Annotated in this window: 17 protein-coding genes and 1 other annotated feature; of the genes, 9 read left to right on the top strand and 8 right to left on the bottom strand. The window is 45.2% G+C overall.

Annotation, left to right across the window (positions count from 1 at the left end):
* Positions 1 to 126: 126 nt before the first annotated feature.
* Positions 127 to 450 carry a ferredoxin FdxA gene (fdxA, locus tag DPF93_RS11460; protein ID WP_075649025.1) on the bottom strand — a complete coding sequence of 108 codons (324 nt, stop codon included), beginning with the start codon at positions 448 to 450 and terminating at the stop codon, positions 127 to 129.
* 350 nt (positions 451 to 800) lie between these two features.
* Between fdxA and DPF93_RS11455 the strand changes: the two genes are divergently transcribed.
* The 3 genes from DPF93_RS11455 to DPF93_RS11445 all read left to right on the top strand — a co-directional run bounded on the left by DPF93_RS11455 (position 801) and on the right by DPF93_RS11445 (position 3,641).
* Positions 801 to 2,420: an NAD(P)/FAD-dependent oxidoreductase gene (locus tag DPF93_RS11455; RefSeq protein WP_114766297.1), complete on the top strand. Its 1,620-nt coding sequence runs from the start codon at positions 801 to 803 to the stop codon at positions 2,418 to 2,420.
* A gap of 188 nt (positions 2,421 to 2,608) precedes the next feature.
* A complete protein-coding gene (locus DPF93_RS11450) occupies positions 2,609 to 3,079 on the top strand; it encodes a GNAT family N-acetyltransferase (protein WP_114766296.1) in 471 nt (156 codons plus the stop codon).
* A gap of 22 nt (positions 3,080 to 3,101) precedes the next feature.
* Entirely contained in the window at positions 3,102 to 3,641 is a 540-nt protein-coding gene (locus DPF93_RS11445) for an isochorismatase family protein (RefSeq protein WP_114766295.1), read from the top strand.
* A gap of 95 nt (positions 3,642 to 3,736) precedes the next feature.
* On the opposite strand, the gene DPF93_RS21330 is transcribed toward DPF93_RS11445, so the two are convergent.
* Positions 3,737 to 3,907, bottom strand: coding sequence for a hypothetical protein (locus DPF93_RS21330; protein WP_164675355.1), 171 nt, complete (start codon positions 3,905 to 3,907; stop codon positions 3,737 to 3,739).
* A 96-nt stretch (positions 3,908 to 4,003) separates the two neighbouring features.
* Here DPF93_RS21330 and DPF93_RS11440 point away from each other — a divergent pair, with 96 nt between their 5' ends.
* The 3 genes from DPF93_RS11440 to DPF93_RS21475 all read left to right on the top strand — a co-directional run bounded on the left by DPF93_RS11440 (position 4,004) and on the right by DPF93_RS21475 (position 6,387).
* On the top strand, positions 4,004 to 4,888 hold the full coding sequence (locus DPF93_RS11440; RefSeq protein WP_114766294.1) for a LysR family transcriptional regulator: 885 nt from the start codon (positions 4,004 to 4,006) through the stop codon (positions 4,886 to 4,888).
* 198 nt (positions 4,889 to 5,086) lie between these two features.
* Positions 5,087 to 5,806, top strand: coding sequence for a hypothetical protein (locus tag DPF93_RS21480; protein ID WP_244204715.1), 720 nt, complete (start codon positions 5,087 to 5,089; stop codon positions 5,804 to 5,806).
* Positions 5,803 to 6,387, top strand: a complete 585-nt coding sequence (locus tag DPF93_RS21475; protein WP_244204714.1) for a GGDEF domain-containing protein — start codon at positions 5,803 to 5,805, stop codon at positions 6,385 to 6,387. The genes DPF93_RS21480 and DPF93_RS21475 overlap by 4 nt, the downstream gene beginning before the upstream one ends.
* A 39-nt stretch (positions 6,388 to 6,426) precedes the next feature.
* Here the strand turns inward: DPF93_RS21475 and DPF93_RS11430 are convergent, their stop codons facing one another.
* The 6 genes from DPF93_RS11430 to rnm form a co-directional block, all read right to left on the bottom strand.
* Entirely contained in the window at positions 6,427 to 7,950 is a 1,524-nt protein-coding gene (locus tag DPF93_RS11430) for a response regulator (protein ID WP_114766293.1), read from the bottom strand.
* An 11-nt stretch (positions 7,951 to 7,961) separates the two neighbouring features.
* Complete coding sequence (locus DPF93_RS11425; protein WP_114766292.1) at positions 7,962 to 9,128, bottom strand: HD domain-containing phosphohydrolase; 1,167 nt, start codon at positions 9,126 to 9,128, stop codon at positions 7,962 to 7,964.
* Positions 9,129 to 9,137: 9 nt separating this feature from the next.
* Positions 9,138 to 14,306 carry a response regulator gene (locus tag DPF93_RS11420; RefSeq protein ID WP_114766291.1) on the bottom strand — a complete coding sequence of 1,723 codons (5,169 nt, stop codon included), beginning with the start codon at positions 14,304 to 14,306 and terminating at the stop codon, positions 9,138 to 9,140.
* Positions 14,307 to 14,539: 233 nt separating this feature from the next.
* On the bottom strand, positions 14,540 to 15,490 hold the full coding sequence (gene rluB, locus DPF93_RS11415; protein WP_114766290.1) for a 23S rRNA pseudouridine(2605) synthase RluB: 951 nt from the start codon (positions 15,488 to 15,490) through the stop codon (positions 14,540 to 14,542).
* A 124-nt stretch (positions 15,491 to 15,614) separates the two neighbouring features.
* On the bottom strand, positions 15,615 to 16,238 hold the full coding sequence (locus DPF93_RS11410; RefSeq protein WP_114766289.1) for an L-threonylcarbamoyladenylate synthase: 624 nt from the start codon (positions 16,236 to 16,238) through the stop codon (positions 15,615 to 15,617).
* 54 nt (positions 16,239 to 16,292) lie between these two features.
* Positions 16,293 to 17,156, bottom strand: coding sequence for an RNase RNM (rnm, locus tag DPF93_RS11405; RefSeq protein WP_114766288.1), 864 nt, complete (start codon positions 17,154 to 17,156; stop codon positions 16,293 to 16,295).
* Between the two features lie 80 nt (positions 17,157 to 17,236).
* Here rnm and trpL2 point away from each other — a divergent pair, with 80 nt between their 5' ends.
* From trpL2 to DPF93_RS11385, 3 genes are all read left to right on the top strand, one after another.
* Positions 17,237 to 17,362, top strand: coding sequence for a tryptophan operon leader peptide (gene trpL2, locus DPF93_RS11400; protein WP_075651236.1), 126 nt, complete (start codon positions 17,237 to 17,239; stop codon positions 17,360 to 17,362).
* Positions 17,309 to 17,423: a sequence feature (Trp leader region), on the top strand. It overlaps the preceding gene by 54 nt.
* 392 nt (positions 17,424 to 17,815) lie before the next feature.
* Positions 17,816 to 19,402 carry an anthranilate synthase component 1 gene (locus tag DPF93_RS11390; RefSeq protein ID WP_114766287.1) on the top strand — a complete coding sequence of 529 codons (1,587 nt, stop codon included), beginning with the start codon at positions 17,816 to 17,818 and terminating at the stop codon, positions 19,400 to 19,402.
* A 9-nt stretch (positions 19,403 to 19,411) separates the two neighbouring features.
* Positions 19,412 to 20,002 carry an aminodeoxychorismate/anthranilate synthase component II gene (locus tag DPF93_RS11385; protein ID WP_114766286.1) on the top strand — a complete coding sequence of 197 codons (591 nt, stop codon included), beginning with the start codon at positions 19,412 to 19,414 and terminating at the stop codon, positions 20,000 to 20,002.

Here is a 20,002-nt window from a genome sequence, read left to right as displayed (position 1 = left end):
TACTATGAGATGAGGTTTTCGAGCACACGTCAACAACGCTGCAGATGCAAATAGGACGCGCAAAAGCAAAAAAAGCGTAACGCTGAAATACAGCCGTTACGCTTTTTTATATCAACAAGTAAAAGCTTATCGCTCTAGCATATCCAACTTATCGGCTACACCATTCCACTTTTCAGCTTCATCCATTGCTGGTTTTACTTCTGTTTGCACAGGCCAAATCTCAGCAAGTTCAGCATTTAGCTCTTTGTAGATTTCTTGACCTTCAGGTAATTCATCTTCTTGAAAGATCGCCTGCGCTGCACATTCATCAACACACAAACCGCAGTCGATACATTCAATTGGGTTGATTACCATAAAGTTTGGGCCCTCATGGAAGGCATCTGCTGGGCATACCGCGACACAGTCAGTGTATTTACATTGGATACAGTTATCCGTTACGACAAACGCCATGACAATCAACTCTTAATTCGTCAAAAAATAAGGCGGGAATAATACTTATATCCCCCTATGACTTCAATAGACTGGTAATCAAACCTTATCGCTTGAGTCCTTTTTAGTTTACACCCAAACCATCAAATTATGTGACTAAGCAAGCCCCCCCCCTAAACATAGAAAGCCTCTGAGCATAGACCAACTATGTGATGAGGTTTGCGAGTGCCAGCCAACAACGCTGTGGATTCAAGTAGGACGGGGATTTTTTAGTATGACAGACAAAGGAATTTCTCGTAAAATGCGCGCCATTGTGAGCGCAAGGTCCCTCGCCTTTGCAGCTAAGACACCATAAACAACGAGACATCAACATGATACGTTTAAATGAAATCAAGCTTCCTCTTGATCACGAGGAAGGCGCACTGCTTGACGCTATTTCAGAAAAGCTTGGCATTAATGCTGAGCAAGTTATCTCTTTCAATGTATTTAGACGTGGCTACGATGCTCGTAAGAAAACTAACATTCACCTTATCTATACGCTAGATGTGATTGTTGAGGGCGATGAAAATGCCCTACTAGAGAAATTCACTAAAGACCCGCATGTACGCCAAACGCCAGATATGGAATACAAGTTTGTCGCGAAAGCACCTGAGAATCTAACTGAGCGCCCTGTGGTGATTGGTTTTGGTCCTTGTGGTCTATTCGCAGGTCTAGTACTTGCGCAAATGGGTTTTAACCCAATTATTGTTGAGCGTGGTAAAGAAGTACGTGAGCGTACTAAAGACACCTTCGGCTTCTGGCGTAAGCGCACCCTAAACCCTGAATCGAACGTACAGTTTGGTGAAGGTGGCGCTGGTACTTTCTCTGACGGTAAGCTCTACAGCCAAGTTAAAGATCCAAACTTCTACGGTCGTAAGGTAATCACTGAGTTTGTTGCCGCTGGCGCACCGGAAGAGATCCTATACGTAAGTAAGCCGCACATCGGTACCTTTAAACTGGTAACCATGATTGAAAAAATGCGCGCGAAAATCCTAGAACTTGGCGGTGAAATTCGTTTTAGCACGCGCGTTGACGACATCCAAATGGATGGCGAGCAAATTACTGGCGTAACGCTATCAAACGGCGAAGAAATCAAATCTCGTCATGTGGTACTGGCTGTTGGTCACAGTGCGCGTGACACATTTGAAATGCTAAACGAGCGTGGCGTTTATATGGAAGCGAAACCTTTTTCTGTTGGTTTCCGTATTGAACACAAACAATCTATGATCGATGAAGCTCGCTTTGGTCCTAACGCTGGTCACCCTCTTCTAGGCGCGGCAGACTACAAACTTGTGCACCACTGTAAAAATGGTCGCACGGTATACAGCTTCTGTATGTGTCCGGGTGGTACTGTGGTCGCAGCGACGTCAGAAGAAGGTCGTGTAGTAACCAACGGCATGAGCCAATACTCTCGTGCTGAACGTAACGCAAACAGCGCTATCGTAGTGGGTATTTCTCCAGAAGTGGATTACCCTGGCGACCCACTGGCAGGTATTCGTTTCCAACGTGAACTTGAATCAAATGCTTACCTACTGGGCGGCGAAAACTATGACGCACCAGCACAGAAAATCGGTGACTTCCTCAAAGGTCGCGATCCAAGTGCGATTGGTGACGTTGAGCCTTCATTTACGCCAGGTATCAAGCTAACGGATCTTTCAAAAGCACTACCACCATTTGCTATTGAAGCAATCCGTGAAGCCATCCCAGCGTTTGATCGCAAGATCAAAGGTTTTGCAAGTGAAGATGGTCTATTGACCGGCGTAGAGACACGTACCTCTTCACCAGTTTGTATCAAACGTGGTAAAGATTTCCAAAGCGTTAACCTAAAAGGCTTCTTCCCAGCAGGTGAAGGTGCAGGTTACGCAGGCGGTATCCTTTCTGCGGGTATCGATGGCATCAAAGTCGCGGAAGCCGTTGCTCGCGATATCATGGCGCAGCTAGAAAACGCGTAAGTACACTCTAAATTCCAGTTTCAAGCCAGCTTATTCAAGCTGGCTTTTTTATTGCTGTTATATTGACTCAATAGATCATCTTGATACCTTAGTAGAGATAACGACGAGCTTTTAATCTATCAAGATACGCAAATGGATATGCGTAAAATGATCAAACAGTTACGCTCAACTGATAAGCAAGGAAGTGTATGAAAATCACCATTCGCCGCGCAACGACTGAGGATGCCGAGCAAATCAGTAGCCTTATTGTCCCTCTAACCAAAAAATTCGTTTGTCCTACTTGGGATGAAAGCGTGCATCATATCGTGCTCAATTCTATGTCAGCCGATAAAATCGCCGAGTACCTCACAAGCAACTATTATTATTTAGTCGCAGAAAATCAATACAAACAAGTGGTCGCTGCAGGTAGCGTTCGAGACTACTCGCATCTGTACCATTTATTTGTCAAAGAAGATCATCAAGGACAAGGTTTATCAACGCAACTGTGGCACCAGCTTAAAGCGATATCGCTACAAAATGGTAATAGTGGTACGTTTACTGTTAACTCGGCACTCAATGCCGAACAAGTGTATGCGCGCTTTGGCTTTAAGCGAACGCAAGGAGTACGTAACCATAAAGGTATGGTTGACGTTCCAATGCAACTGATTGTTGGCGAGTAATGAATTCTAATGAGGGCTTAATATGCTAAATAAAGAAGATACTGGCCTAATCGTTGTTGATATCCAAGGTAAACTTGCTAGCTTAGTTGATGACAGCGAAACTTTGATTGCCAACTGCAGTAAACTGATACAAGGTGCGCAAGCACTTGGACTGCCGATAATTTGGCTTGAGCAAAACCCAGAGAAACTCGGTCCTACCGTCGATAGTATTAGTGAACTAATGGGCGAGCAAGCGCCTATTACCAAATTCACCTTCGATGGGTGTAGTGAAGTCGGGTTTAAACATGCGTTAAATGAAGCACAAAAACACTCGTGGCTAGTTTGTGGAATTGAAGCGCATATTTGCGTTTATCAAACTGCCACCCACCTCGCCAACCTCCACTTTGATATTCATGTTGTCAGTGATTGTATTTCATCTCGAGCAGCACAAAACAAACAACTGGCACTGACTAAGTTTTCTCGAGAGAACGTTAAAATTACTGGTCTCGAAATGTGCTTGTATGAGTTAGTCAAAGATTGTCGAGCGGAAGAATTCAAACCCATCCTATCGCTGATCAAATGATGCATCGCAGCTGAACATAAGCAAACTTAACTTAGGAAGATTTCTTGGGTTTGATGCTTGTTGGATATAATAGCCGCCAACAAGCATCGAACCAACTAAGACTTTTCGAACGTTCCAATGGTGGTTATTACAGCCGACATAGCTTGATTTACGTCGATTTTCTTTGCTGAATTGTTCATCGATTCTGTGTTTTTTTTCAAACGCTCTCGTAGCTCTTGCAGTTGTTTTTGCGTGTCGCTCAACTGTTCAGAAGATTCGTAGTTCATTACTTACCATTTAATTGATTTGCTTTGAGTTACGATTGTCATCTAAATATGATATTAAACATAGTTAACTACCATCTAATTTTTAGATAGATAATCATGTTTAACTTACAACAATTAGAAACCTTAGTGCTGTGTGTCGAGTGTGGTTCGTTTTCAGCGGCAGCAAGAAAACTCGCCAAGGCGCAATCTGCAGTCAGTACAACCATCTCAAACTTGGAAATTGATACCGGTATTTTGATATTTGATCGCTCATCACGCACGCCAATTCTGACTGAGCAAGGTCGCCACCTCTACAGACGCGCAATTGCATTACTTGAGCACTCACAAAGTGTCTCGAACATGCTCCAAGCGTTTAACGCAGGTATTGAAGCGAAGTTAACGGTTGCAGTGAATTCTCTGTTACTGACGAACAATTTCTACCAAATGATGGGGGATTTTTCAGCTCAGTTTCCTGATACCGAGCTGCATCTTTGTATTGAAAACAACCAAGACGTTGTCGCCTTGGTGAATAGTAGTAAAGCTGATATAGGTTTTATGGCTTGGAGTACAAACTATCCAACCGGAATTGAAGTCGGCTCAATTGGCTATGTGCCATTTTCAATCGCTGTAAACAAAAGCCACCCTCTACTTGGCGAAAAGAATATGAGTTTTGAACAAGTTAAAAGATATCGTCAAATCGTACTGCCCGATCACGACTGCCACTACAGCCAATCATTCTCGGCTACCTTAACCCACGTTAACCACCTACAATCAGCCACTGAGCTACTGCAAGTCACTGATAGTTGGCTATTGGCGCCCGATCATATGATTGAGAAAGCCCCAAATTTACAAAAACTCAAATTGCCCGATGAAGAGTGTGACTGGTTAATTCAGGTCGATAGGCTCATCGTAAAAGAAAAAAAAATGGGCGTCGCATTGGAATGGCTCAAGAAAACGAGTAGCGATTGCTACTCTCATCACGGTAAAAATTGCGTCAAATAAGTCTATTCCCTGTCGCTATCACACTGATTTGATGAAATATTATACGCACCACCTAGCAATGTGTCTCAAAGTACACTTCCATTTCCTTGCTGAGATGAATTTGTCATAAAAATAATCAATCGTGACAATTGCTAGATATAATTGAATTAATAGCATCGATATCTAAACTTGCGCCTCAAGCATAGAATATGAAAACTAATGAGCATAACTTTCAATCACACTTATAAACGACACATTTTACCATGTGTAAAACTGCTAGTCTTAACGATGCTCATCGTCGGTTTTTCATACGCGATTTATAATGCTCTGCTACTCAAACAACTGTCTAAATCCATTGTCAGCGATTTTAATCAGATATATTCCATTAGTCGTCGCTTTGCCCAGTATTACAACAATACCGATACCACCTATCTTACCCGCGGTACCCACGTTCGTAACGGCGTCAGTATTATGGTCTCGCAGGATACCAACGTAAAAATACTCTCGACGGGTATTAATAAACTACGCGTACAACTAGAGACCGTCGCTCCCAAACATGTTTGGACAATCGCGATCTTCGAACACCCATCTATTTACGGTCACTTTGATCCTCTACGTCCTGCATACGCTAATCGTTATAGTGAATACAAAGCCAACGATGTAATGACCAACATTGTTGAACAAGAAAGGCTGAGCAAGACCTTCGATCAGTTTTATGGCTGCAATATCAAGTTATCAGAGCCATATGCAGAACCTGGCACAAATCAGATGGTAAGAACGGTCTATTACCCCGTCTACAACAATCGAGAATTGGATGCGCTTCTTGCTGTTGATATAAAAACAGCTTTATCGACTACAAAATTGATCAGTTTAATCGCGAGTTCTTTACTGCTGCTGACACTATGCAGCATCGGTTCTCATTTCGAGTGCCTGCCGTGATTTCATGTACCGATGCAGAGACGACCTATGTCGGTTTTGGCGCGTGGGAAATCTTTGAACGAACCTTTGTTCCTGCGGTTTTAATTACGCTCTTTGGTCACATGTTGATGGTGCTCTATAAGCGTAACAAACAACGCATTTATCGTGATCGTATGACTGGTTTTTATCGCCGAGACTTTTATGAAACAAGACTGAAAAAGCTCAACCAGTTTTCGATGCTTATTATAGATATCGATTTTTTTAAGTCGATCAATGATACCTTCGGTCACAAAATGGGCGATGATGTGATTAGCGAAGTCACTCGCCGTATTGCAAAACAGATTCGTGCCAGTGATGTTGCCGTTCGCTGGGGTGGCGAAGAATTTATCATCTTATTTAAAGATATGGACGAGACGGTTTTACGCGAAAAAGCCGAAGCGATTCGCCAGTGTGTTGTGGTAGAAAAAATCGCAGATTTGAACGTCACTATCTCCGTCGGCGGCGTCTACCTCGAACAAGGTAGCTTTGCTGAAGCCTATCAAATTGCAGACCAAGCGCTTTATCAATCGAAAGAAAATGGGCGTAACCAAGTGACGATCTAACCGCCTGAGCCATCAGCAGTTATCGCTGCTGGTGAAGGTCTAATCGACCGCTTTCATTGTAAGTGTTAATATCGTGCTGTTCTCATCACACTCCATACTCACATCGCCATCTTGCGCTTTGGCGCAAAGCCTAACCGAGTATGCCCCAACACCTCGCCCTGAATCTTTACCAGAGCTGATAAATTTATCGAAGAAATGCTGGCGAATCGCTTGCGGTACGGCGCCTTGATTAACGACCTTGATCACCAGCAGGTCTTCTTCTCTGCTTGATGAAATATTAATACTTGATTGATCCGGTGCGGCTTCTATTGCATTAACAAGCAGATTGCTGAACATGGTATAGCTTAATACCTCATCACCGAGATATAGATGCGCAGGGTCGATATCTTGCTTGATCTCAAGTTGCTTCGCCTCTGCTTTAGCCTGAAAACTTGCAATCACTTGATTGAGGGCATGTTCGACAATCACAGGACCAAGCGTGCTAGAAAATTCACCATGTTCGAGCTCCATCAAAACACTATGGTTATCTATCAGTTGCACCAGCATTTCAGAGCTTTGCTTAAGTAACTCAATGTCCGGGTTGTCAGAAATCATCCCAGTTAGGGTCGCATGCAAGGCGGTAAGCGGATTGCGTAAGTCATGGCAAAATGTCTGCAGCGCTTCATCTTGATGACGTGAAGCGTCAATCAAGCTATCAATCTGTGCGGACAGCTTTTCTCTTTGAATCACTGCTTTGATGTGGGTATCAACCCGCGCAAGCACGATTTCAGGAATGACAGGTTTTTGAATATAGTCGACGGCGCCTAATTTTAGTCCTTTCACCACATCATCAGTTTGCGATAATGCCGAGACAAAAATAATCGGAATAAACTCTGTTTCAGGATCACCTTTAAGGGCTGAGCAAACTTCCAAACCATCCATTTCTGGCATCATAATATCGAGTAATATTAGATCTGGTTTGTTACTTTTTGCGCAAATTTCCAGTGCTTGCTTACCGCTGCGACACACTTTGATCTTATAGTTTGGTTTTAGTACCTCACCCAACACCTGAAGATTGGAAGGTTCATCATCAACCACTAAGATAGTTCGTTGCCTTTCATTATCTGCCTGTTCAGATTTATTCTCGCTTCGCGATACCCCACCGACTTTGATAGGTGAAACAAACGCTTTGTGTACTCTTTCACTTAATGTCGCTTTAGAAAAAGGTTTAACTAAGTACTCAGACACGCCCGCTTCGATCGCTTGAACAACATCACTCTGATACAAATTACCAGTCAGCATAATAAAAGGAACGTTCGCGTGCTGTTTAGACTCACGCACTTTTTTTAACAGTGCTAAGCCATCCATCTTGGGCATCTTCCAGTCTGAAATGATGACATCCACGCTCATGCGACTGAGAAACTGCACGGCCTCCAGCCCATCACGAGCTTGGTACACATTCTTAAACCCCATCTGTTCACACGCGCTGCACAATGTTCGAGTGATGGCTTCAAAATCATCCACAATCAGTACCGACATTCCTTTGTAAGGCGAGTCGTAATTCACCCGTTTAAATTCATCCATGTCACTCTTCCTTACTCACTGGTTACCATATTGTTTGCGTTTGGCGCTTCTTGCTTGTTTATGCCATTGCTTTGGCTACTGGAATTATCTTGATAGACCGCCGCAATTTGACGAAAGCGGTCGGCATTAGCGAGAAACACATCCACCAGCAAAGGCTCGAAATGACTGCCGCGACTTTGCTCAATAATGCTGACTGACTTTTCATGGCTAAAGGCTGGCTTATAGACGCGTTCAGAAATCAACGCATCATATACGTCAGCTATCGCCATGATTCGCGCAGATAGCGGTATATCCTGCCCCTTTAAACCTTGTGGATAGCCAGAACCATCCCATTTTTCATGGTGGGAATAAGCGATTTCTTTGGCAAAAATAAGGAAGTTATCAGCATAACCAAGCGAGCCTTCAGCCGCACAGATTGCGGCGTAGCCATACTGAGTATGTTTTTTCATTTCCTCAAACTCATCCTCAGTTAGAGGACCAGGTTTGAGCAAAATACTGTCAACCACCCCAACCTTGCCAATGTCATGTAATGGCGCTGATTTCGCCATCGCTGTGATAACTTCTGGTTGCAGATAATCACGATACTGCTCGAGTTTGGCTAACTCTTTAGCCAGCAGCTCTACGTACCCCTGCGTGCGACGAATATGATTGCCCGTTTCCGGATCGCGCGACTCCGCTAATGCCCCCATCGCGACTAATGCTACATCTTGTAGATCATTTAGCTGCCTTGTGCGCTCCTGCACCCTTTTCTCTAACATTTGATTCTGCTTGGCAAGCTGGTCATGAGCGATTTTAAGCATCAAGTGATTTTTTATCCGCTGCTTTAACGTCATCGGACAAATTGGCTTGGTAATATAATCAACTGCGCCTAATGCAAGCCCGGTCGTCTCGTTGATCTCTTGCGACTTCGCGGTGAGAAAGATCACCGGAATATCTTGTGTTTCAGGATTTGCTTTTAATTGCTCACACATCTGATAGCCATCGATTCCAGGCATCATCACATCAAGCAAAATTAAATCGGGAAGACGTTTGGCAAGGACATGAAATGCAACTTGAGCGTTGGGCGCGGCTAATACTGTATGTTCCTCTGCCAAGATGCTTTTTACGGTATCAATAATGTTTGGAGTATCGTCAATCGCTAAGATAACGGATTTGTCTTTGCGGGCACTTTCTATCATCACTCCTCCTTAAACCTTAATCTCTTGTTGCAGTTTCTTAATCAGTGGCAAGGCAGCTTCAAAATCATAATTGGCAATAGCACTCGACGCTTGTTTAGCAAGATCTGGATTAACAGTCGCTCCCGAACTCGCCATCATTTCATCAAAGGTATCGACTGCAGCACTGTCATAGTCATCTAATTGGCTGTAAAGCTGTGTCGCAAGCTGCTGAAACTTAACCGCATCAAAATCATGCTTTTCTGGCGCTCGCGCACTAGAGTTAAGCGCTTGCGTAATCGCGCTAATCATCTTCTTCACTAAGGTATCGATTTCGGCAATCATTTCTTTTTCTGCTTTACCGAGTTCACAACGCTGCTGATTTTTCTGCTCAGTAAGTGTGTGCTCGAGCTTTTGTGCTGGTTCCACCAAATAGTTCGCGCCAATATTTCCCACGATGCCTTTTAGCGAGTGAGCCGAAATGACCGCAGTATCGATATCCCCTTGTTCGACCGCATTGCTTATACGTTGTGCAACGTCCGCTTCACTTTGAACCACATTGTGAAGTGTCTTTTGATAGGCTTTGGTATTGCCACCCATTCGTGCTAATGCGCTTTGAGTATCTAGACCCTCAATAACGAAATTATCGTCATCACTGGCATGAGTTGGTACTTCAACAGTTTGTCCGGTCGGTGCTATCCAATCAGCAAGCGCTTGGAAGACTTGATTAGGGTTGATAGGTTTAGGCAAGTGGGCATTCATTCCCGCCTCAAGGCACTTTTCTCTATCTCCAGACATCGCGTTGGCTGTCATCGCGATAATTGGCAGCGAGTCATATTTCCCTGTATTGCGAATGGTGCGCGTTGCTTGATAACCATCCATGACGGGCATTTGAATATCCATTAAGACTAAATCGAAAGGATGTGCCAAGACTTTATCTACCGCCTCCTGACCATTACTGGCGGTCGCCACTTCAACGCCAATTAAACTCAATAGCTCCAGAGCAATTTGCTGGTTAATCTCATTATCTTCCACCAGTAACACCTGAGCGCCAGCGATGCCCTGGGCTATTGATGTGTCAATTTGATTGCTGGATACTGACTGGCGTTGCCCCTGCTCTTGGTGAATGACGCCAATTAGCGTATCGAGTAAAGTCGATGCGCTCACTGGCTTGGTCAATGAAGCGTCGATGCTAAGCCCATCAAGATGCTCTGTTAGCTCATCTTTGTCATACGCCGTGACGACGACAAAATAGGGAGACTTCTCTAAATGATCGATTTGAGCAATGCGGCGACCTAATTCCAAGCCATCCATCATTGGCATCTTCCAATCCGCGAGGATCACATCAAACGGCTGACCAACTGACTGAGATTGTTCAATTTTCTCTAACGCTTCTGCACCGGACGAGGCAACATCTGTGGTGAAATGTAGGCTTTGACAAATCGTATCAAGAATTTCCCGAGCGGCATCACTATCATCAACGATCAAGACCGACAAATTTTCTAAGCTATCGGTGTTGTTGATGTTGTTGGTTTCAAGTTGTTGCGACAACCCAAACTTGGCAGTAAAACAAAACGTGCTTCCCTGTCCAAATTCACTCTCCACCCAAATTTTACCTTGCATCATTTCGACTAGGTTCTTACTGATGGTTAAACCTAAACCGGTACCACCGTATTTACGGGTGGTAGACGCGTCAGCTTGGCTAAATGACTGGAATAGACGAGCCATTTGTTCCGCTGTCATGCCTATCCCAGTGTCGGCGATAGAGAACTTAGCGGTGATGGTGTCATCGACTTGTTCCACCAATTCTGCTTTGACAACAATTTCACCTTGCTCGGTAAATTTCATGCCATTATTGGTTAAATTGAGCAATATCTGTCCAAGTCGTAGCGAGTCACCAATTAAGTTATTGGGTAGCTTAGGATCCAAATTAACTAATAACTCTAATCCCTTCTCTTGGCATTTATGCGAGACAACTTGGACAAGATTATCGATGGTATCTTGTAAGTTAAAGTCCACTTGCTCAAGATCGAGTTTGCCCGCCTCAATTTTAGAAAAGTCCAAAATATCATTGATAATCCCCAAAAGGTTCTCGGCAGATATTTGGATCTTACTGACATAATCTTGCTGTTTTTTACTCAATTCGGTTCGCATCGCCAAGTAACTCATGCCAATAATGGCATTCATGGGAGTGCGAATTTCATGACTCATGTTGGCAAGAAAATCACTTTTGGCTTGGGTGGCTTCCTCAGCTTTTTGCTTGGCTAATTTTAGCTCTCGCTCGGCTTCTTTGCGTTTGGTGGCATCACGCACAATCCCGGTATACAGCACCTCACCCGCGATTTCAGATTGACTAACCGATATTTCTAAATCGATTTCTTCACCTGGATTTTTATAGCCGATAAACTCCATCACCAAATTAAGTTGGCTCTGCTCTGTATTTGCTTGCTGCTGGTAGGCATCATGAAATGGAGGCAACACCAGCGACTCAATTAAAGTTTTCGGTTTGAGGATCTCTTCAGCGCGATAGCCAAATATCTGCTCGGCTGCAGGGCTAAATTCAACGATAACCCCTTGGCTATTCACCACAATAATGCCGTCAGAGGCATTGTCGATAATGTTACGTGTCCGCTCGGCGTTTATTTCCAATTCGACGGTGCGCTGCTTAACTTGCCTTTCTAGCTCGACCTGAGTTCTTGCAAGAGCCGCCGTCGCACGCGTACCCAAGCGCAGGGTAAACGCACTGGTTCCTATCATTAGCACCAGCGCCACCGTCAGCATGGACCAAACGGTAATTTGAAATGTGTTAAGGAGCGAATAGGCTTCATTCACATCCATTTCTGCCGCAATGCCAATATTTAACGCATCATCCCATATCCATTTACCCACCACAGGTATGCCACGGTAATCATTGTATCCCGTCAAATTTCGTCCAGACTGACGCTGACTAATACTCTCAGCCATAACCGTAAGCGGCCAGTTGGGGTCGGCCCTCTGAGGTGTTTGAGAAAGGTCTTGCTGCGGATCGGCAACGCGAATGTTGAGTGAAGAGCGTTGCCCTTCATCTAACAGACCAATTCGTTGCAGTTGCTGCTCAAAGCGCACATTGGAGAGCAGTAAACCGGAGCGATCAATCGCGTAGGTTTCACCACTTTTGCCGATAAATCCGGCTGAAAGAACGCCGGAGAACACACCTTGAAAATCCACTCGTTTAGTCAAAACTGCGATAGTTTCGCCTGCACTATTGGTCACCGGCACCGCAAAAAACATCGTTGGCGGTCGCGTTTCACCTTCTTCTTGCAACACCACATCGGACTTAATCGGAGGAATGAAGACCGCGTTACCGCTCATGGCATTTGCCAACAAATCTGGGCGTTGTAGTTGAATCAAGTTCACTGTGCCGATATTCGTGTCACGTCGAGAAGATAAGCTGATGTGATCCGGTGAAATTATGAAGTAGCCAAATGAGCCAGCCAGCCCTGTTCTCGATTCGATAAAACTGCGCAACTGCTGTTGGACCGGCGTATTGACCAATGCCGATGGTTTGCGATGCACTTGTAATAGCGTTTCTACCATTGATACTAATTGAGGATCTCTGCCTAATTGCCCTAAGCTATCAAGCTCAATCTCAACCCAACCACCGATACGTTTGTGTGCCGATGCAAGCACCGTCGACAAATTGTGATTAATCGATTCCACACTTTTGCGTTCAGCATAACGAGTCACAATAAGCGCAGTGGTTATTAGTACTGCACACAAAACCACTTGGACCGCCATCATTGAACGCTTAAAACCTTTATTCCCCAGTTTCTGGGCAAGTACCTTGTCGTTGATTTTAAACACCCGCGAAATCAACAACATCAGAACCAAAGTCAAAACGATTGCCGCAATGATCACGTACTTAAGTGATTCAACCAAATTGAGGTTACTATTGGGGACAACGACAGGAGCGCTCGAATGTGACCAATCGCCTTTGCTCAATATCACTTCTCGAAGCTCCAAGGAGTCCAGACCTTGCTGCAAGATCGCCTGTAGAATTGGAGCTTGGTTGTGTGACCACAGATGCAAAGCGGAAGGTGAGATGACATCTTCATCGATGGCACGTAATGTCGTGATATTATTTTTAGCTAGCCAGTTTTGCACAACAATTTCAGCATCGAGTAGCGCGTCAGCACGACCATCTAACACGGCACCAACAGCATCAGCGATTCCAGACGTCTCCAACACCTGAATATTAGGGTAAAGCTGTTTCACTTTATCTATGGTGGTGTAGCCTGCCGAAATGGCGATAGTTGCGTTGCTGAGATCAGAAACTCGCTGCAATTCAGTATTGCCTTGCGGCACAAAATAGAGCTCTCTGACTAAAAAATAGGGCGTAGAGAATTGACCATATTGTTTCCTCTCTTCCGTTTTATAAGCATGGGGAAGTAAATCTAACTCGCCCTTTTTAAACATCGCCAGCAATTCACTCCAGTTGCCCTTAACCAGTTCAAGTTTCATCCCTGAGCTGTGAGCTATTTGAGTGACAATATCGCCTGCTAGTCCCGTTAGAGCCCCTTTATCATCGGTGTAAAGCATTGGCGGCCAGTCTTCGATTCCAACACGCACTACATGAGTATTTAACCACTGCTTCTGCTCTGCACTTAAAGGGAATGGCGTCTGAACCTCACTGGTAATGCGCTGCTCTATTTGTTTAGCAAGCACCAACAATGTTGCCATGTATTGGTCTTTATACAGATGGTAATCCGCGTCATTGATCTGCGCCATCGCAGCATCTAAACGATCCGCTTTTACCTGATCGATCGCCCGCATCTCAAGTGCGACTAGTTCAAAATGTACCGCTTCAAGCTGCTTAACAAGCTCGTGATCGCTGGAGGTTTGGCTAGCAAGTAAAGCATTGATTAGCTCAGTGAGCCTTGGCTCAGTATCGAGATATCTATCCAACCACTTTTCATGACCAGAAAAGGCATAACTCAAAATCGATGATGTCAGCACCTCATCGAGATATTTAAGCTCTACCACAATATTTTGCAGCTGCTCTTGAGTCAGCTCACCACGCAAAGAGGAGGGAACGGCATCAAACTCACTCTCTTTTGCCAAAGAGGAGAATGAAGAAAGTGAAACTACAATCGCGATAATAAATGCGATTAACAATCGAGGCGCTTGAGTTTTTTTTATCGCGCCATATCCTAGCCTTGCCATTTACAATTCCCTGTAAACTACCACAATAAAAACGTAGGAGAGACCTGATAAAACAGCAAGTTATTGCATAGGAATATTTCTTTTTCTGTGTTCTGGATTTGCTCATTTAACCAGCAAATTAATAGCAAAGATTAGATGCGCGACATCAATACATGCTAAGTACAGCGCTCTGGCTTCAGGGATAAAAAAAGCAGCCCGAGGGCTGCTTTTTAGTTATCTGCATAATCAGCGGATTAACGTTGACCTTTTTGTGGCTTGTTGCGTGAGCCCTGAGCACCCGCCGCAGTTTTCGGCTTGCGACGAGCTGGGTTATTGCTGCGACCTTTAGGTGCATTTACACGCTCTTCGTGACGCTTAACTGCGCGACGAATTTTTTGGCTGCGTGAACGTTCGCGCTTACGAGAAGTCGCATCTTTGCTTTCATCAAGCATAGTTTCACGCTCTGGACGCAACTCAACTAATTCACGTAGGTAGTTCACTTCTTTAAGTGGCAGTTCCATCCAACCGCCGCGAGGCAGTTTCTTATCTAGGTAAATGTCACCATAGCGAACACGTTTTAGACGGCTAACTGTTGTCTCTTGTGATTCCCACAGACGACGAACTTCACGGTTACGACCTTCGTTGATTGCGACGTAGAAAGTATGGTTCATACCTTCACCACCCGCGTAAACAACGTCTTCAAAACGCGCCATACCATCTTCTAGTTGCACACCACGCACTAGGTTCTTAACTTTCTGCTCGTTAACTTCACCAAATACACGTACAAGGTATTCACGCTCTACTTGGCGGCTTGGGTGCATAAGACGGTTAGCAAGCTCACCATCAGTTGTGAACAAAAGTAGACCTGACGTGTTAGCATCTAGACGACCAACAGAGATCCAACGAGAACCACGGATTTTTGGCAGACGATCAAATACTGTGCGACGACCTTCTGGGTCATGACGAGTACACAGTTCACCTTCTGGTTTGTAGTATGCAAGCACACGACAAATCACTTCTTCCTGTGCTTTCACAGAAACAGTGTGACCGTCGATACGAACGATAGCGTTGTCATCTTCTAGGCGCTCACCTAGCTTTGCTACATTACCGTTCACACTTACTCGACCCGATTTAATCAACGCTTCTAGTTCGCGTCGAGAACCGTGACCAGCACGTGCTAATACTTTCTGAAGTTTTTCGTTCATCTATCTACCTATGTGTCGTCTTCTCAGACGTCGAATGAAATACGCGACCTAATTTCGCGGTCGCGTAATATACCAAACACCGTGACTGAAATCACCAAATTTTAACCACTGAGAGGCGAGATTTTTACGATTCAAATGGCGCTGGATCGCCTGACCCAACACGCACCACTTGTGCTTCATCTTCGCTAAAATCAATCACCGTGGTTGGCTGCTCACCTAAGTAACCACCATTTAAAATCACATCGACCGCATGTTCAAGCTTGTCGCGGATATCTTCTGGATCAGACTCAGTAAAATCATTACCAGGTAAGATAAGTGATGTTGACATCAATGGTTCGCCTAACGCTTCTAATAAGTCTAGGGCGATACGGTTATCGGGTACACGAATACCGATGGTTTTACGCTTAGCGTTCATCAAACGGCGCGGCACTTCTTTAGTACCTTTGAAAATAAAGGTGTAAGGTCCTGGCGTGTTGTTCTTTAGCAAACGAAACGCGGTGTTATCGACACGTGCGTAATTTGATAGCTCAGATAAGTCGCGGCACAACAACGTAAAGTTGTGTTTTTCATCCAAACGACGGATCTGACAAATGCGCTCTAGCGCTTGCTTATTTTCCAACTGACAACCCAGTGCGTAACCAGAGTCAGTTGGATAAACAACCACACCCCCGTTACGAATGATTGCTACCGCTTGGTTAATCAAGCGAGCCTGTGGGTTTTCGGGATGCACGTAAAAAAACTGGCTCATGGTAATTCCTCATAGTGTTTACCCAAGTCGAATCGAGGCACTTGAGTAGCGAGCTTAGCTCTCAGGAGTATCGGAATGTGAAGGCTCGATACCCCAATCTTTCCACACTGGTTCTACGCCGGATGGCAACCAGAGGTTTCGTCCTAACTCCATCCACGGGGATGGGTAGTGAAAGTCACTGCCTTGGGAGGCTAATAGTTTGTATTGTATAGCATAATCCGCCAAGTTGCGTCTTTCTTGTTGTCCTTGCTGCGGTTGTGCCACTTCCATCGCGTCACCACCAGCTTCAACAAACGCTGAGATTAAGCGCTTAATCCACTTAGCGGTCAAGTCATATCGCCCTGGGTGGGCTAAAACCGCCTGCCCGCCAGCAGCGTGAATTGCCTTAACCGCATCAGCCATCGAACACCAGTTTGGCGGCACATACCCTGGGTTATTGCGAGTTAGGTATTTTTTAAACACCTGTTGCATGGTCTTAGCGTAGCCATGCTCAACTAGCCATGCGGCAAAGTGAGCGCGCGTAATCGGCGCGTCACCAGCAATCTGACTCACTTCTTCCAATACCCCTTCACGGGTTGCCTTTGCTAGACGGGTCGCAATCAACTCTGCGCGAACAACTCGGCGCTGTTGCTGCTCTTCTATCAGCTTGCGTAACTCAGGGTTTTCCGGATCGATATTTAAACCAACGATGTGGATGTCTTTGTTTTCCCACACCGTCGATATCTCTATTCCGTCGATAATTTTTAGCTCGAGTTCTTGCTCGGCAACATACTGTTTGGCTGTTGCGAGTGCATCTACCGTGTCGTGATCGGTAATCGCAAGCACATCCAAATTGAAACTTACTGCACGGTCAACCAGCTCTTGTGGACTAAACCTACCATCTGAGGCGGTCGTATGGCTGTGTAAATCAATTCGCATAATTTTTTCTTTAGGGTTGACAGTGAACAAAAATACTAGTTAACTAGTACGCAATTACAAACTACTTCGTAAGACACGCTATGTTACAAGAATTTAACCAAAAGCAGAAAACAAAAGTCGCACTGACTTCGCCTGAGCGCGAAATGTCAGAGCTAGCTTGGTGGCGCACTTGGACAAGTTCTTGGTGGGCTAACGTGTACTTCTAATTTATCGCTAAATCGATAAATACTGAATCGCAAAGCCCGCTAAGTTAGCGGGCTTTTTGTTTTGTTGCGCATCTCACATCCAACTGTCTAAGGAGTATACCCAAATAACCTCAAGGTGCCTGGTTCAGCGAGAATGACTTGTTTTGTAGACAAGGCGACGATTTGAAGATCTAGTGGCTCTAAATCAAAAATCGTTAACGAAGTATACAAACCAAGGCAACTCGCCCTTTGGGAGCGTGTCACAGCCCTGATTTCTGCGTCAAACGACTTGGAAATAGTTCACTATTTCACCGCGTCGTTTTCCTTGAACTCAAAACTATGACAACGCTCTGAATCCTGCACCTTGAAGTCACTTGGGTATAAAAATATACACCGAGGATGTTTTGGGGATTGTTAGCTTTATGCGAGACTGTGTAACGGAAAGGAATATAAATAGTTAATGAAGGAGGTCTTGTGAACAAGACCATAACAATCAACAAGCTAGCAAAAGTGGATGTATTGCAGACTGAAGTGCCTTATTCAGCCGATCCCACTAGCCTGTTTCATACACTGTGCGAAAACAAAACCGATAGTTTGTTACTCGAATCCGCTGAAATTGACTCTAAGCAGGATTTAAAAAGCCTACTTATCGTTGACTCCGCTGTGCGCATTGTTTGCCTTGAGCACACCGTTACCATGACCGCTCTGACTGATAATGGTCAGGCTCTGATTGAACACATCAGCCACAACATCAATGACAACATTGAATTTAAGCTGACTAGTAACACACTGACCATCGAGTTTAGCGAGCCTTGCAACACCTTAGATGAAGACTCTCGCCTGCGTGAAGCCTCTTCTTTTGATGCGCTGCGTCTCATTCAACACAGCTTCGACCTTAGACACCAAGATAAGCACGCGATCTTTATTGGCGGTCTGTTTGCCTATGACCTAGTCGCAAACTTTGAGCCTTTAGGCACAGCTAAGGCAACCAACAAGTGTCCTGATTATGTATTTTATGTTGCTGAAACGCTATTGGTGGTTGATCACCAAACGCAAAGCTGCCAACTTCAAGCGACGCGTTTTAACGCCAGCAGCAGCGCGGCGACGATTGAAAAACGTCTAGTAGAGATTGCCAAAGCGTGTGGAGAACTTAAATCACTGCCTCAAGCAGAACAATTGCCTAGCGTTGAGCCTGTGCCAAGCGTTTCGGATCAGGACTTTTGCCAAACCGTACGCGACCTTAAACAGTTTGTGATTAAAGGTGATGTGTTCCAAGTGGTGCCTTCACGCCGCTTCACTCTGCCTTGCCCATCTCCTCTGGCCGCCTATAAAGAGTTAAAGCAGAGCAATCCAAGCCCTTACATGTTCTACATGCAAGATGAGTTATTTACTCTGTTTGGCGCGTCGCCAGAAAGCGCACTCAAATACGAAACGCACACCAACCAAGTAGAAATTTACCCAATTGCTGGCACGCGCCGCCGAGGTAAACGCCCTAACGGTGAAATCGATTTTGACCTCGATAGCCGTATTGAGCTTGAACTGCGCGCTGATACCAAAGAAAACGCCGAGCACATGATGCTGGTTGACTTAGCTCGCAACGACGTTGCGCGTATTTCTGCGGCTGGCACTCGCCATGTTGCAGACCTTCTAAAAGTCGACCGTTACAGCCATGTGATGCACTTAGTCTCTCGTGTGGTCGGTCAACTGCGTGATGATCTTGATGCGCTACACGCCTATCAAGCTTGCATGAACATGGGCACACTGACCGGTGCGCCAAAGATCCGTGCTATGCAATTAATTCGCGATGTCGAACAAGCGCGACGCGGCAGCTATGGCGGTGCAGTCGGTTACCTAACTGGCGAAGGGACACTGGATACTTGTATCGTGATTCGCTCGGCGTATGTCGAAGATGGTATCGCCCAGGTGCAAGCCGGTGCGGGCGTGGTCTTCGACTCACACCCGCAAGCGGAAGCGGATGAAACCCGCGGTAAAGCGCAAGCGGTGATCTCAGCCATCCAAGCGGCGCATAAAGCCCATAACCAAAGTACAGACAAGGTATAGGTGTTAAACATGGCAAATATTGTATTTATCGACAACTTTGACTCGTTTACTTACAACCTAGTCGACCAATTTCGTTCACTGGGGCATGAAGTCACAATTTACCGCAACCACATTGCCGCAGAGAGTATCGAACAAGCGGTACTAAAACTGCCAAACCCAGTGATGTTGCTCTCTCCTGGTCCTGGTGCGCCCGCAGAGGCAGGTTGCATGCCCGAGTTGATTCAACGCTTAAAAGGCAAAGTGCCTATGATAGGTATCTGTCTTGGGCACCAAGCCATCGTTGAAGCTTACGGTGGCAAGGTTGCAGGCGCTGGCGAAATTGTGCATGGTAAGGTCTCGATGATGGAACATCAGAACCACACCATCTACCAAGGCTTGCCCTCACCGCTTGCTATTGCGCGCTACCACTCTCTGGTTGCGACCGAGGTGTCAGATAGCCTAACGGTGACCGCCGAAGTTGACGGTTTGGTGATGTCAGTGGTGCAAGAACAAGACAAAGTGTGTGGTTTCCAATTTCATCCTGAGTCAATTATGACCACCTATGGAGCGACACTTCTCGCCAATGCGATTGAATGGGCATTAGAGCGAACCAACGGATAA

The organism is Vibrio rhodolitus, assembly GCF_003350325.1.
GTDB classification, from domain to species: Bacteria; Pseudomonadota; Gammaproteobacteria; order Enterobacterales; family Vibrionaceae; genus Vibrio; species Vibrio rhodolitus.
The sequence above is the reverse complement of the archived record's forward strand: the minus strand, read 5'-3'. Positions and strand labels throughout refer to the sequence as shown.